Here is a 14,523-nt window from a genome sequence, read left to right on the forward strand (position 1 = left end):
ACAGCTCCTAATTATATTGCTCCTAACTATATTACCCCTGACTACATGGGTAAAAAAGTTGTCATAGTTGGATTAGGGTTAACCGGACTTTCTTGTGTCGATTTTTTCATGGCGCGTGGTGTGACGCCACGTGTGATAGATACCCGTAGTATGCCGCCGGGAATGGATAAGTTAGCTGATAACGTTGAATGTCATACAGGCAGTTTCAATACACAATGGTTGATGGAAGCTGACTTAATTGTCTCCAGCCCTGGTATTGCACTGGCAACACCTGAATTGCGGGCAGCGGCTGACGCCGGGGTTGAAATTGTCGGAGATATTGAACTGTTTTGTCGTGAAGCAACAGCACCAATTGTGGCTATTACCGGTTCAAATGGCAAAAGCACAGTGACCAGTCTGGTTGGTGAAATGGCAAAAGAAGCGGGATGGCAGGTTGGTGTAGGTGGTAACATCGGCATCCCGGCTTTAGAGCTGTTAAAACAATCGACTAAACAGCCATCGTGCCAGCTATATGTGCTGGAGCTTTCCAGTTTTCAGCTTGAGACGACTTACAGCCTGCGGGCAGCCGCAGCGACAGTTTTAAATGTCACTGAAGACCATATGGTTCGTTACCCTGAAGGATTGGCACAATACCGTGCAGCAAAACTGCGTATCTATGATCAGGCAAAAGTATATGTAGTGAATGCACAGGATGAGTTGACTTTGCCAATAGCAGGCAAAGATAGCCGTTGTATCAGTTTTGGAATAGGCCAGGGTGACTATCAACTTGATAATGAACATCAGCAATTGGTTGTCAATCAACAACCACTGTTGTCCACACAGGAAATGTGTCTGACCGGACAACACAACTACACTAACGGACTTGCAGCGTTAGCACTGGCGGATGCTGTAGGCATACCTCGTGAGGCGAGCCTGCGGGCACTGAGAACATATCAGGGATTGGCACATCGTTTTCAGGTAGTACACATGAGAAATGGTGTTCGTTGGGTAAACGATTCTAAAGCAACCAATGTAGGCAGTACCCAGGCTGCGCTGAGTGGTCTGACCCTGGAAGGTACACTTTATCTTTTAGTGGGAGGAGATGGAAAAGAGGCAGATTTCACGCCACTCAGACCTTATGTATTAGGGAATAACATTCGCCTTTACTGTTTTGGCCGTGATGGTAATCAGTTGGCACAACTGCGTCCGGAAGTATCCAGATTGACGGATACGATGGAACAGGCGATGCGGGAAATTGCACCGAAATTGATTACCGGAGACATGGTGTTATTGTCACCGGCCTGTGCGAGCTTTGATCAGTTTAATGGTTTTGAACATCGCGGGTGTGAATTCGCCCGTTTGGCGGAGGAGCTAGGTTAATGACCATTCCAGGCCTTGGTAAATTTAAACGTTGGCTGGCGGATAATGTGGAGACAGATCCCACAGATATCGTCATGTATGATCGTACCCTGGTCTGGATGATATTGGGGTTAGCCGTGATTGGTTTTGTGATGGTGACATCAGCCTCAATGCCAGTTGGTCAGCGCCTTGCACAAGATCCATTTATCTTTGCGCGTCGCGATGCAATTTATCTGATTCTGTCGTTTAGTCTGTCACTTATCACACTACGTATTCCGATGGAGTTTTGGCAGCGTTACAGCAACGTCATGTTATTAATGACGATCATGATGTTGATCGTGGTGTTGTTTGTTGGCAGTTCAGTTAATGGCGCATCACGTTGGGTAGCGATTGGCCCCCTGCGTATTCAGCCAGCGGAATTATCGAAGTTATCGCTCTTTTGTTATCTCTCCAGTTATTTGGTGAGAAAAGTGGAAGAGGTGAGAAACAACTTCTGGGGATTCTGTAAACCGATGGGGGTCATGATTGCGCTGGCTATCTTACTGCTGGCACAACCTGATCTGGGAACGGTGGTAGTACTGTTTGTGACAACACTGGCTCTGCTGTTTTTGGCAGGGGCAAAATTATGGCAATTTCTTGCCATCATTGGCTGCGGGATCTTTGCCGTAGTCGTGTTGATTGTGGCTGAACCATACCGGGTGCGCCGGGTAACCTCTTTCCTGAATCCGTGGGATGATCCTTTTGGCAGTGGTTACCAGCTCACACAATCCCTGATGGCATTTGGTCGTGGAGATTTTTTTGGACAGGGGCTAGGGAATTCTGTTCAGAAGCTGGAATACCTGCCGGAAGCTCATACTGACTTTATTTTCTCTATCTTAGGAGAAGAATTAGGTTATTTGGGTGTGGTTTTAGTGTTGGCAATGGTATTCTTCGTCGCTTTCCGCGCAATGATGATTGGCCGCCGGGCATTACAGCTTGATCAGCGTTTTGCTGGTTTTCTGGCATGTGCCATTGGTATCTGGTTCAGCTTTCAGGCATTTATCAACGTCGGCGCTGCTTCTGGAATGTTGCCGACGAAAGGACTGACATTACCCCTTATAAGTTACGGTGGTTCGAGTTTGCTCGTGATGTCAACAGCCATCGTTTTATTATTGCGAATTGACTATGAAGTGCGTCTGGCAAAAGCACAGGCGTTCGTAAGGAGCCCTAAATGAGTGGCAAAAACCGGCGGTTAATGGTAATGGCAGGCGGTACTGGAGGCCATGTGTTTCCGGGATTGGCGGTTGCCCATTATTTAAAAGAACAGGGCTGGGATATTCGCTGGTTAGGAACGGCTGATCGCATGGAGGCTGATTTAGTTCCGAAACATGGCATAGATATTGAATTTATTCAAATTTCGGGATTGCGCGGTAAAGGGATAAAAGCGCTGCTTGCCGCTCCTGTCAGAATTTTTAAGGCGATTCGGCAGGCTAAAGCAATTCTCCAACGCTATCAGCCGGACGTAGTGCTGGGAATGGGGGGATATGTTTCGGGACCGGGCGGCATTGCCGCATGGTTGTGCGGTATTCCGGTTGTTCTGCATGAGCAAAATGGCATTGCAGGTTTGACTAACCGCTGGCTGGCGAAAATTGCGAAAACAGTCTTACAAGCATTTCCGGGCGCATTTCCTGAAGCACCTGTGGTTGGTAATCCTGTGCGTAAAGACGTATTGGCATTACCTGCGCCGGAAGAGCGCCTTGCAGGCAGACAAGGGCCTGTGCGCATGTTAGTTGTTGGGGGAAGCCAGGGCGCGAGGATCTTGAACCAGACCATGCCGGAAGTGGCTGCCCGCATGGGAGACAGCATCACGATATGGCATCAGGCAGGGAAAGGCGCACAAGAAGAGACGCAGAAAAAATATGGAAACGCAGTCAACTCTGAATTCAAAGTGACTGAGTTTATTGATGATATAGCGCAGGCTTATGCGTGGGCCGATATCGTAGTATGTCGTTCCGGCGCATTGACCGTCAGTGAAGTATCAGCGGCAGGATTACCTGCGATTTTTGTGCCATTTCAGCATAAAGATCGTCAACAATACTGGAATGCCTTACCACTGGAGAAAGCCGGGGCGGCAAAGATACTCGAACAACCCCAATTTACGGCTGATGCTGTGGTGGAATTGCTGAAACAATGGCAGCGGCCGCAATTGCGGGAAATGGCAAAAAAAGCCCGCTCCGTTGCCATTATTAATGCAACTGAACAAGTGGCTGCGGCATTAATTGATGCTGCCGAAAAATATTCAGGCCGCTCTAAATAGTTCTATGTGTTCTGAATACTAGGTGTTCTGAATAACAGTAGAACAGTGATGTAAACATAACGAGTGAAGATTAAAACGTGAATATACAACAGTTGGCGAAATTAAGAGCTTCAGTGCCTGAAATGAGAAAAGTCAGGCATATCCACTTTGTTGGCATTGGTGGTGCTGGCATGGGTGGTATCGCCGAGGTGTTGGCTAATGAAGGTTACCAAATAAGTGGTTCTGATCTGGCTCCCAACCCTGTCACACAACAGCTAATTGCTCTGGGAGCAACCATTTATTTTAATCACCGAGCGGAAAATGTGCGTAATGCCAGTGTCGTTGTTGCATCTACTGCAATTCCTGCTGACAACCCGGAAATTATTGCTGCCCGTGAAGCACGCATTCCGGTTATCCGTCGTGCAGAAATGTTGGCAGAGCTGATGCGTTATCGGCATGGGATTGCGATTGCAGGAACACATGGCAAAACCACGACAACGGCGATGATTGCAGGCATCTATGCTCAGGCCGGCCTTGATCCTACATTTGTTAATGGTGGATTAGTCAAAGCAGTGGGGACTCATGCTCGTCTCGGTACTAGCCGTTACCTGATTGCAGAAGCGGATGAAAGCGATGCTTCTTTCCTGCATTTGCAGCCGATGATGGCTGTTGTGACTAATATTGAGCCAGATCATATGGATACCTATCAGGGTGATTTCGAAAATCTGAAGCAAACATTTGTCAACTTCCTGCATAATTTGCCGTTTTACGGCCGTGCGGTGATGTGTGTCGATGATCCGGTTGTGAAGGAGTTAATTCCCCGCATTGGGCGTTATGTCACGACTTATGGCTTTAGCAAAGAGGCTGATGTTCGTATTACCCATTATGAACAAAAAGGGGCACAAGGCTTTTTTACTATCAGCCGCGTGGATTCGCCTGAACTTCATGTAGTTCTGAATGCACCTGGACGACATAACGCGTTGAATGCCACTGCCGCGGTTGCGGTTGCGACTGAAGAAGGAATTGATGATGCCGCTATTCTGGCATCACTGGCTGAATTTCAGGGGACCGGCCGTCGTTTTGATTTTCTTGGAGAATTTTCCCTTAGGAACATTAATGGCAAAGAAGGCGGTGTGATGTTGGTGGATGACTATGGCCATCACCCGACCGAAGTTGATGCCACAATTAAAGCGGCCCGAACTGGTTGGCCGGATAAACGTATTGTCATGGTATTCCAGCCTCATCGCTATACGAGAACGCGTGATCTGTATGATGATTTTGCCAATGTTTTAAATCAGGTGGATGTTTTATTAATGCTGGATGTGTATTCGGCAGGAGAAACGCCGATTCCGGGGGCGGACAGTCGTTCCTTATGTCGTACCATCCGAAGTCGAGGGAAGTTAGACCCTATATTTGTGTCAGAACCGGAACAAATTTCAGTCATGTTGTCACAAATAATGGAAAACAACGACTTAGTATTAGTACAAGGTGCCGGGAATATCGGTAAAATAGCGCGCAATTTGGCTGAAACAAAATTACAGCCATCTTTTAATGAGGGGGAACATCATGGTTGATAAGGTCGCTGTTCTGTTTGGGGGAACTTCCGCTGAACGTGAAGTTTCACTGCAATCGGGGCAAACTGTTCTGGCTGGGTTGAGAGAAGCAGGTATTAATGCACATTCAGTCGATACAAAATACGTTGATGTGACTAAACTCAAAGAAGAGGGGTTCAGCAAAGTCTTTATTGCTCTGCATGGGCGTGGTGGAGAAGATGGTACATTGCAAGGTGTACTGGAATTCTTGCAGATCCCCTATACCGGCAGCGGTGTAATGGCATCCGCCTTATCAATGGATAAATTGCGCACAAAATTGTTATGGCAGGGAGCAAAACTGCCCGTTCCTCCTTATGTCGTGATTAATTCTCAAAAATTTGAACAACTTAATGATTTTCGAATCAAAGAATATGTTCAAGAATTAGGGCTGCCACTTATGGTTAAGCCAAATCTGGAAGGTTCCAGTGTCGGCATGACCAAGGTGAATGACTATTCAGAGCTGCGCGGTGCATTGGAACTGGCGTTCCAATATGACGCAGATGTACTGGTTGAGAAGTGGCTGTTTGGCCCTGAGTATACAGTGGCATTTCTTGGTGATGAGATTCTTCCCTCCATTCGGATTCAGGCACCGGAAGTATTTTATGACTATGAAGCTAAATATATTTCCAACGAAACGAAATATTTCTGTCCAAGTGGTTTGAGCACAGAAAAAGAGCAGGAGTTGGCTGATATTGCATCAAAAGCTTATAAGGTGCTGGGCTGCTGTGGCTGGGGGCGGGTTGATATTATGGATGATGGTAATGGCAATTTCTATTTATTAGAAGTGAACACTTCTCCAGGTATGACAAGTCATAGTCTGGTGCCTATTGCTGCACGTCAGGCAGGCTTAAGTTTTTCACAGTTAGTCGCGAGAATTCTGGAGCTGGCCGATTGATATGTCACAGGCAGCCCGGAATACGCGGGAGATTGAAGTTAGAAGCTCCCGCCCCAGTAATGGTTATTATCTGGCTGGGATCCTCTTCTTCTTGATAGTGGTTGGCACTATCACATGGGGAGGCTGGATGACATTAGAGTGGATGAAGGATTCAAACAGGCTGCCACTTTCAAAACTGGTGTTGACTGGTGAGCGGCATTACACCACGAATGATGATGTCAGACAGGCCATTCTGTCACTGGGAACGCCTGAGACATTTATGACACAGGATGTGAATGTCATCCAGGAACAGATAGAGCAACTACCATGGATTAGGCAAGTCACTGTACGTAAACAGTGGCCTGATGAACTGAAAATTCATTTGGTAGAATACGTGCCTTATGTGCGTTGGAATGATACACGCATGTTGGATGCGGAAGGAAGGGTGTTCAGTTTACCGATTGAGCGTAGCGCCGGGGGACATTATCCCATGCTCTATGGCCCGGAAGGCAAAGAAAAAGTCGTATTGGCAGAATATCGCACGATGGCTGTACAGCTTGCTGCACATAAAATGAAATTGAAAGCAGTGATCATGACGGCGCGTAATGCTTGGCAACTGGTACTGGATAATGACATCCGGTTGGAATTAGGCAATAAAGATCAAGAAGAACGAATTCAACGTCTTATTGAACTTTATCCTGTGTTGCTGAAAAACACGGGAAAACGTGTCGCCTATGTGGATTTACGTTATGACAGTGGTGCTGCGGTAGGTTGGGCTCCTTTATTAACTGATGCGCCGGCTTTAATGAACGGGCAAGAAAATAAATAGTGACTGGCAATAATACAGAGACAGGCAGAATAACGATGATCAAATCAACGGACAGAAAATTAGTAGTTGGCCTTGAAATCGGGACAGCAAAGGTATCTGCCCTGGTTGGTGAAATTCTGCCCGATGGTATGGTTAATATTATCGGAGTGGGAAGTTGTCCATCCCGCGGCATGGATAAAGGTGGTGTCAATGATCTTGAGTCAGTCGTTAAATGTGTTCAGCGTGCGATTGACCAGGCTGAATTAATGGCAGATTGCCAAATATCTTCAGTTTATCTGGCGCTATCTGGCAAGCATATTAGTTGTCAGAATGAGATTGGTATGGTGCCAATTTCAGAAGAAGAAGTGACACAGGATGATGTGGACAGTGTAGTCCATACCGCCAAATCAGTTCGTGTTCGCGATGAACACCGTATTTTGCATGTGATCCCACAAGAATACGCTATTGATTATCAGGAAGGGATTAAAAACCCGGTTGGGCTTTCTGGCGTGCGGATGCAGGCCAAAGTTCATTTGATTACCTGCCATAACGACATGGCGAAAAACATTGTAAAAGCTGTTGAGCGTTGTGGCTTAAAAGTTGATCAGCTTATTTTTGCAGGATTAGCAGCAAGTTATGCTGTTTTGACAGAAGATGAACGTGAATTAGGCGTATGTGTCGTTGATATCGGCGGCGGAACGATGGATATCGCTGTATACACAGGTGGTGCATTGCGTCATACCAAAGTGATCCCATATGCAGGAAATGTGGTTACCAGTGATATTGCCTATGCATTTGGTACACCTCCAAGTGATGCTGAAACCATCAAAGTGCGCCATGGTTGCGCGTTGGGTTCGATAGTTAGCAAGGATGAAAGCGTCGAAGTCCCAAGTGTGGGAGGGCGTCCTCCCCGCAGTTTACAACGCCAGACATTGGCTGAGGTTATTGAGCCACGTTATACCGAACTGCTGAATTTAGTAAATGATGAAATTTTGCGATTGCAGGAGCAGTTGCGTCAGCAGGGAGTAAAACATCATCTGGCCGCAGGTATCGTTTTAACAGGCGGGGGTGCTCAAATAGATGGATTGGCCGAATGTGCTCAACGGGTATTCCATACTCAAGTACGTATTGGTCGTCCCCTGAACATTACCGGCTTGACAGATTATGTGCAGGAGCCTTGCTACTCAACAGCGGTCGGCCTTCTGCATTATGGCAAAGAATCCCACCTTGGTGGAGATTCTGATGCTGATAAAAGAACGTCAGTAGGCGGCTGGTTCAAAAAAGTCAGTAGCTGGCTGAGAAAAGAATTTTGATTTTTTATACAGAGGCCGTGAAAATGACGCTGGCCTCGACATAAAGGCACAAAACGGAGAGAAATTATGTTTGAACCACTGGAATTAACCAATGACGCGGTGATTAAAGTCATCGGCGTCGGCGGTGGCGGCGGTAATGCTGTTGAACATATGGTGCGTGAGCGTATTGAAGGTGTAGACTTCTTTGCGGTTAACACTGATGCTCAAGCGTTGCGCAAAACAGCTGTCGGTCAGACTATCCAGATTGGCAACGGCATTACAAAAGGATTAGGCGCTGGTGCAAACCCTGAAGTCGGTCGTACAGCGGCGGAAGAAGATCGCGAATCATTGCGTACTGCCCTAGAAGGGGCCGACATGGTGTTTATTGCTGCTGGTATGGGCGGTGGTACAGGAACTGGGGCTGCTCCTGTTGTGGCTGAAATTGCCAAAGAACTTGGTATCTTGACTGTTGCTGTTGTCACCAAACCATTTAATTTTGAAGGCAAGAAGCGTATGGCCTTCGCGGAACAGGGTATCACTGAGCTGTCCAAACATGTGGACTCATTGATTACCATTCCAAATGACAAATTACTGAAAGTACTAGGGCGTGGTATCTCTTTGTTGGATGCGTTTGGTGCAGCCAATGACGTACTGAAAGGTGCGGTTCAGGGGATTGCTGAACTGATCACCCGTCCTGGACTGATGAATGTTGACTTCGCTGACGTTCGTACCGTGATGTCTGAAATGGGTTATGCCATGATGGGTTCAGGTATTGCACAAGGTGAAGATCGTGCAGAAGAAGCGGCTGAAATGGCTATCTCCAGCCCATTGTTGGAAGATATCGATTTGTCCGGAGCGCGTGGTGTTCTGGTCAACATTACCGCAGGTTTTGATTTACGTTTGGATGAATTTGAAACGGTCGGTAACACCATCCGTGCATTTGCTTCTGATAATGCAACGGTGGTTATCGGTACGTCATTGGATCCAGATATGAATGACGAGCTGCGTGTCACTGTTGTGGCTACCGGTATTGGGATGGATAAACGTCCTGAAATTACCCTGGTGACTAACAACAAAACATCTCAATCAAATACATTGGATCGTCGTTACCAGCAGATGCCTGGTGGAATGTCGCCATTGTCTGATGAGAATAAACCTGCTGCAAAAGTGGTTAATGATCAAAATACACAAACAAGTAAGGAACCTGATTATCTAGATATTCCAGCATTTTTGCGCAAGCAGGCTGATTGATAGCTAAAAAATTGGTTTCTCCGCTTTTTGTGTTAAAATATTCTGCCAATCATATTTTATAGTGGTTGGCAGGATCGGTAACATTGCGAGATATAAACGATGATCAAACAAAGGACATTAAAGCGTATTGCTCAGGCGACAGGGGTCGGTTTGCACACCGGTAAAAAAGTCACATTGACAATGCGTCCAGCGCCGGCTAATACCGGGGTCATCTATCGTCGTACTGACTTGAATCCTCCGGTAGATTTTCCGGCAGATGCCAAATCCGTGCGTGATACTATGCTCTGCACTTGTCTGGTAAATGAACAGAATGTGCGGATTTCAACTGTTGAGCATTTGAATGCGGCATTGGCAGGTCTGGGTATCGATAACATTGTTATTGAAGTTGATGCACCAGAAATTCCAATTATGGATGGTAGCGCCAGCCCATTTGTTTTCCTGCTGTTAGATGCAGGTATTGAAGAGTTGAGCGTTGCGAAAAAATTTGTGCGCATGAAGGATACAGTACGTGTGGAAGATGGTGATAAGTGGGCTGAATTGGCACCATATCACGGTTTTAGTCTGGATTTTACCATTGACTTTAAACATCCCGCTATTGATTCCAGCTCTCAGCGTTATAGTCTGGATTTCTCTGCGGACTCTTTTGTTCGTCAAATTAGTCGTGCGCGTACTTTTGGATTTATGCGTGACATTGAGTATCTGCAATCTCAGGGCTTGTGCTTAGGTGGCAGCTTTGATTGCGCCATTGTGGTAGATGATTACCGCATACTCAATGAAGATGGCTTGCGTTTTGAAGATGAGTTTGTCCGACATAAGATGTTGGATGCCATCGGTGATTTGTTTATGTGTGGTTATAACATTATTGGCGCATTTACTGCGTTTAAATCAGGTCATGCATTGAATAATAAATTGCTGCAAGCAGTTCTGGCACAAGAAAGTGCCTGGGAATTTGTTACATTTGAAGATGAAACTGAAATGCCGTTGGCTTTCCGTGCACCATCTACAGTGTTGGCATATTAATACAGATGTTATTAATACAAACGTTATTGATAAAATATGTATTGAGAATATTCTTATGATTCATCAGTGGGTTATGTTATCTATTACACTTTTCTCGCTGATGTTTTTTATTCAGCGCTAGTCCTTCATCTTGGCTGTACTGGTACTCTCTCCGGCCAGCGCAGCCAATCGTTCTAATTTCCTTTTCAATTTTTCAGGGCAGCGTTCAGCCAATATTATCAATGTTTTTGCACTTTCATGGCTTAACTGGCGCATTGATAAATCCCGATTATCATTATTAAGTTTTTTTGCTGAGATTTTTTCAACATTCTGCCCATTATTACGACTATTAACCATTAATGATGGATTAATCCTGATGTCGATAGAGGATAAAGATGGTAGAATTTCGCATCTTAGGGCTGAAAGTAAGATAGGAATTTCATAGTAAAGTCTGGTTTTCCAACTGGCATTACCTGCTTCCAGTACCAAAATTTGTTTACGATAATTGGCGACCCGGCACCAGGGACGTAGTTGTACGGGAAGCAAACTGAGCACGGTACGATTGAGTTTTAGTAATGCAATGGCATGCCGTTGAATGGTTTGAAGTGGGCTTCCAGCAGTTGCCGCATTTTCAAATGATGTTTCAGACAACAACGTCTCTAGTGATTGTGGGCGGCTATCTCGCATAATGAAGATGGTTCCGTATTTATTAATGAAGGGTTAATGAGTATTTTAAATCTTTGGCGACAATTTGGTAGGCGTTATTTTTGGTCTCACCTTTTACTGGGCATGGTCGCCACAGGAATCGGTGTGCCTCCTGCTCTGGCAAGTATGACAGAAAATATTCTCCATACGAATACTTCATCTGCTCAGAGAAAACACCATCAGGTGCTTTCGTCATTTGAGCATTTATTTCAATTACAAAATTCTCGGTGTCAACCTTCTAATTATTTAAATTATTGGCAGCAACATGCTGTCCGCAATGTCATTCGTCGGCTTTCTTTTGCTTTTTCCACTACTGAACTTGTCAGGAACGAAGAAGCAAAAGAAAGTATCCGAATTGCCATGCCATTCATGCAGCAATTAATGCTGGATACGTTACATTCTATGCTGATACAAGTACCAACCCGATTTGAATCTGCGGTTGATGTTGCAGTTGTGGCAGCAATCTCTCCTGACATCCATACACCCGCACTTTGGGTTGCTCAAATTCAAGGTATTCGGGCCGGGCCTCTGGCTAACCATAGATCTTTATCTTAATGCGTCTGCCTGATTTCTGAATAAATAGGCAGTCATGAAATATTAGTCATAAAAGACACAATTGGTTGGCTACAACTGTGGCCTTATCTGAGATGTATTAATTATGTTGATTAAATTACTTACTAAGATTTTTGGTAGCCGTAATGACCGTACTCTGCGCCGTTTGCGTAAAATGGTTGATGTTATTAATCGTATGGAGCCTGATTTCGAAAAGCTGTCAGATGAAGAGCTGAAAGCAAAAACTGATCAATTCCGTGCCCGGCTCAAAGAGGGAGAATCACTGGATAAGATCCTGCCGGAAGCTTTTGCTACGGTTCGTGAAGCCAGTAAGCGTGTATTTGGTATGCGTCACTTTGATGTGCAATTGTTGGGCGGTATGGTACTCAATGAGCGTTGTATTGCAGAGATGCGGACCGGTGAAGGTAAGACTTTGACAGCAACGCTGCCTGCTTATCTGAATGCGCTGAGTGGACGCGGTGTTCATGTTGTTACCGTGAACGACTATCTGGCACAACGTGATGCTGAAAATAACCGCCCGTTGTTTGAATTTTTGGGTCTGAGTGTTGGCATCAATTTGCCGGGTATGCCGGCTCCGGCTAAACGTGCAGCCTATGCGGCAGATATTACTTATGGCACCAATAACGAATACGGTTTTGACTATCTGCGCGATAACATGGCATTTAGTCCGGAAGAGCGGGTACAACGTAAACTGCATTATGCTTTAGTGGATGAGGTCGATTCCATCCTAATTGATGAAGCCCGTACTCCATTGATTATTTCCGGGCCAGCGGAAGACAGTTCTGAACTTTACATCAAAGTAGATAAGCTGATCCCTAAATTAGTTCGTCAGGAAAAAGAGGATTCAGATACCTTTCAGGGAGAAGGACATTTCTCTGTTGATGAAAAAACACGTCAGGTTAACCTTACCGAGCGAGGCCTGGTTCTGATTGAAGAACTTTTGGTGAACGCTAAGTTGATGGATGAAGGTGAGTCCTTATATTCACCGACCAATATTATGCTGATGCACCATGTTACGGCTGCGTTGCGTGCCCATGCTCTGTTTACCCGTGACGTGGATTATATCGTCAAAGACGGTGAAGTCATCATTGTTGATGAGCATACTGGGCGTACTATGCAAGGACGCCGTTGGTCTGATGGTCTGCATCAGGCAGTGGAAGCCAAAGAGCGTGTTGAAATTCAGAATGAAAACCAAACGCTGGCTTCCATTACTTTCCAGAATTACTTCCGTCTGTATGAAAAATTGGCAGGTATGACAGGTACTGCTGATACTGAAGCCTTTGAATTCAGTTCTATTTACAAACTGGATACTATTGTTGTACCGACAAACCGTCCGATGATCCGTCAGGATTTACCTGATTTGGTTTATATGACTGAGGCGGAAAAAATTGATGCGATCATTGAAGATATCAAGGAGCGTACAAATAACGGTCAGCCGATATTGGTGGGGACTATCTCAATTGAGAAATCAGAACTGGTTTCCAGCGCACTGACAAAAGCAGGGATTGAACATAATGTTCTGAATGCGAAATTCCATGCAATGGAAGCAGATATTATTGCTCAGGCCGGACAAGCAGGGACGGTAACCATCGCAACTAACATGGCAGGACGTGGTACAGATATTATGTTGGGGGGAAGCTGGCAGGCAGAAGTTGCCAAGCTGGAAGAACCTACAGAAGAAAGAATCGAACAGATCAAAGCAGCATGGCAAGAGCGCCATGATGCAGTACTGGCAGCAGGTGGTTTGCATATTATTGGTACAGAGCGCCATGAATCACGTCGTATTGATAATCAGTTGCGGGGTCGTGCTGGACGTCAGGGAGATGCGGGTTCTTCACGCTTTTACCTGTCAATGGAAGATTCTCTGATGCGTATCTTTGCTTCTGAACGTGTTACAGGAATGATGCGCAAATTGGGTATGCAGCCGGGTGAAGCCATTGAACATCCGTGGGTGACTAAAGCCATTGCGAATGCTCAGCGTAAAGTCGAAAGCCGTAACTTCGATATCCGTAAGCAATTGTTAGAATATGATGATGTTGCCAATGATCAACGTCGCGCGATTTATGCACAACGTAACGATCTGCTTGATGTGAGCGATGTCAGTGAAACTATTTCCAGCATCCGTGAAGATGTTTTTAAAGTCACTATTGATGCTTATATTCCACCTCAATCTCTGGAAGAGATGTGGGATGTGGCTGGCTTGCAGGAACGTTTGGTCAACGACTTTGATTTGGCTCTGCCTATTAAAGAGTGGCTGGATAAAGAGCCAGAATTGCATGAAGAAACGTTGCGTGAGCGTATTCTTGAGCAGGCAATTGAAGTTTACAAACAGAAAGAAGAAATTGTCGGCACAGAAATGATGCGTAATTTTGAAAAAGGCATCATGTTGCAAACGCTGGATACATTGTGGAAAGAGCACTTGGCTGCGATGGATTATCTGCGTCAAGGGATTCACCTACGTGGTTATGCGCAGAAAGATCCAAAACAGGAGTATAAGCGCGAATCTTTCGCTATGTTTGCCAATATGCTGGAATCATTGAAATACGAAGTGATCAGCACTTTGAGCAAAGTTCAGGTGAGAATGCCAGAAGAAGTGGAAGCACTTGAGCAGCTGCGTCGTGCGGAAGCAGAACGTCTGGCAAGACAACAGCATTTAAGCCATGAAATTGAGCAAGGTGCTTTGATGTCAGAAGCCGAAGCACAAATAGCAAGCGGTGTCCGTAAAGTCGGACGAAATGATCCTTGTCCATGTGGCTCAGGTAAGAAATATAAACATTGTCACGGTCGTTTATAATTAAAATTAGTCATAAACAGCC

12 protein-coding genes are annotated in these 14,523 nt (G+C 45.5%); 11 read left to right on the top strand and 1 reads right to left on the bottom strand.

What is annotated here, in order from left to right; genetic code table 11:
* The first annotated feature begins 45 nt into the window (after nucleotides 1–45).
* The 9 genes from murD to lpxC all read left to right on the top strand — a co-directional run bounded on the left by murD (nucleotide 46) and on the right by lpxC (nucleotide 10,450).
* Nucleotides 46–1,359: a UDP-N-acetylmuramoyl-L-alanine--D-glutamate ligase gene (gene murD, locus ABLA85_RS01480; RefSeq protein ID WP_367960873.1), complete on the top strand. Its 1,314-nt coding sequence runs from the start codon at nucleotides 46–48 to the stop codon at nucleotides 1,357–1,359.
* Nucleotides 1,359–2,552 (top strand): cell division protein FtsW, encoded by a 1,194-nt coding sequence (ftsW, locus tag ABLA85_RS01485; RefSeq protein WP_367960729.1) that lies wholly within the window; start codon nucleotides 1,359–1,361, stop codon nucleotides 2,550–2,552. The genes murD and ftsW overlap by 1 nt, the downstream gene beginning before the upstream one ends.
* The gene (gene murG / locus ABLA85_RS01490; protein WP_367960731.1) at nucleotides 2,549–3,634 is read left to right on the top strand and encodes an undecaprenyldiphospho-muramoylpentapeptide beta-N-acetylglucosaminyltransferase; all 1,086 of its coding nucleotides are present in this window, start codon (nucleotides 2,549–2,551) and stop codon (nucleotides 3,632–3,634) included. Before ftsW ends, murG begins: the two co-directional genes overlap by 4 nt.
* A 77-nt stretch (nucleotides 3,635–3,711) precedes the next feature.
* Complete coding sequence (gene murC, locus ABLA85_RS01495; protein ID WP_367960733.1) at nucleotides 3,712–5,187, top strand: UDP-N-acetylmuramate--L-alanine ligase; 1,476 nt, start codon at nucleotides 3,712–3,714, stop codon at nucleotides 5,185–5,187.
* Nucleotides 5,180–6,100: a D-alanine--D-alanine ligase gene (locus ABLA85_RS01500; protein ID WP_367960734.1), complete on the top strand. Its 921-nt coding sequence runs from the start codon at nucleotides 5,180–5,182 to the stop codon at nucleotides 6,098–6,100. The genes murC and ABLA85_RS01500 overlap by 8 nt, the downstream gene beginning before the upstream one ends.
* Nucleotide 6,101: 1 nt before the next feature.
* Nucleotides 6,102–6,908, top strand: a complete 807-nt coding sequence (gene ftsQ, locus ABLA85_RS01505) for a cell division protein FtsQ (RefSeq protein ID WP_367960736.1) — start codon at nucleotides 6,102–6,104, stop codon at nucleotides 6,906–6,908.
* Nucleotides 6,909–6,943: 35 nt separating this feature from the next.
* Complete coding sequence (gene ftsA, locus ABLA85_RS01510; RefSeq protein ID WP_038269974.1) at nucleotides 6,944–8,200, top strand: cell division protein FtsA; 1,257 nt, start codon at nucleotides 6,944–6,946, stop codon at nucleotides 8,198–8,200.
* 66 nt (nucleotides 8,201–8,266) lie between these two features.
* Entirely contained in the window at nucleotides 8,267–9,430 is a 1,164-nt protein-coding gene (gene ftsZ, locus ABLA85_RS01515) for a cell division protein FtsZ (protein ID WP_367960738.1), read from the top strand.
* A gap of 99 nt (nucleotides 9,431–9,529) precedes the next feature.
* Entirely contained in the window at nucleotides 9,530–10,450 is a 921-nt protein-coding gene (lpxC, locus tag ABLA85_RS01520; protein WP_367960740.1) for a UDP-3-O-acyl-N-acetylglucosamine deacetylase, read from the top strand.
* A 117-nt stretch (nucleotides 10,451–10,567) separates the two neighbouring features.
* On the opposite strand, the gene ABLA85_RS01525 is transcribed toward lpxC, so the two are convergent.
* Nucleotides 10,568–11,116 carry a DUF721 domain-containing protein gene (locus ABLA85_RS01525; protein ID WP_367960742.1) on the bottom strand — a complete coding sequence of 183 codons (549 nt, stop codon included), beginning with the start codon at nucleotides 11,114–11,116 and terminating at the stop codon, nucleotides 10,568–10,570.
* A 36-nt stretch (nucleotides 11,117–11,152) separates the two neighbouring features.
* On the opposite strand from ABLA85_RS01525, the gene secM reads away from it, so the two are divergent.
* Together secM and secA are read left to right on the top strand one after the other, a co-directional pair.
* Nucleotides 11,153–11,689, top strand: a complete 537-nt coding sequence (secM, locus tag ABLA85_RS01530) for a secA translation cis-regulator SecM (protein ID WP_367960743.1) — start codon at nucleotides 11,153–11,155, stop codon at nucleotides 11,687–11,689.
* 103 nt (nucleotides 11,690–11,792) lie between these two features.
* Nucleotides 11,793–14,501 (top strand): preprotein translocase subunit SecA, encoded by a 2,709-nt coding sequence (gene secA, locus ABLA85_RS01535; RefSeq protein WP_367960745.1) that lies wholly within the window; start codon nucleotides 11,793–11,795, stop codon nucleotides 14,499–14,501.
* The last annotated feature ends 22 nt before the right edge of the window (nucleotides 14,502–14,523 follow it).

This window comes from Xenorhabdus sp. SGI246 (assembly GCF_040838225.1).
GTDB lineage: Bacteria > Pseudomonadota > Gammaproteobacteria > Enterobacterales > Enterobacteriaceae > Xenorhabdus > Xenorhabdus indica.

Coding starts and splice junctions, on each gene's coding strand:
- murD (WP_367960873.1), top strand. CDS start 46: ATGGGTAAAAAAGTTGTCATAGTTGGATTAGGGTTAACCGGACTTTCT.
- ftsW (WP_367960729.1), top strand. CDS start 1,359: ATGACCATTCCAGGCCTTGGTAAATTTAAACGTTGGCTGGCGGATAAT.
- murG (WP_367960731.1), top strand. CDS start 2,549: ATGAGTGGCAAAAACCGGCGGTTAATGGTAATGGCAGGCGGTACTGGA.
- ABLA85_RS01500 (WP_367960734.1), top strand. CDS start 5,180: ATGGTTGATAAGGTCGCTGTTCTGTTTGGGGGAACTTCCGCTGAACGT.
- ftsQ (WP_367960736.1), top strand. CDS start 6,102: ATGTCACAGGCAGCCCGGAATACGCGGGAGATTGAAGTTAGAAGCTCC.
- ftsA (WP_038269974.1), top strand. CDS start 6,944: ATGATCAAATCAACGGACAGAAAATTAGTAGTTGGCCTTGAAATCGGG.
- ftsZ (WP_367960738.1), top strand. CDS start 8,267: ATGTTTGAACCACTGGAATTAACCAATGACGCGGTGATTAAAGTCATC.
- lpxC (WP_367960740.1), top strand. CDS start 9,530: ATGATCAAACAAAGGACATTAAAGCGTATTGCTCAGGCGACAGGGGTC.
- ABLA85_RS01525 (WP_367960742.1), bottom strand. CDS start 11,116: ATGCGAGATAGCCGCCCACAATCACTAGAGACGTTGTTGTCTGAAACA.
- secM (WP_367960743.1), top strand. CDS start 11,153: ATGAGTATTTTAAATCTTTGGCGACAATTTGGTAGGCGTTATTTTTGG.
- secA (WP_367960745.1), top strand. CDS start 11,793: ATGTTGATTAAATTACTTACTAAGATTTTTGGTAGCCGTAATGACCGT.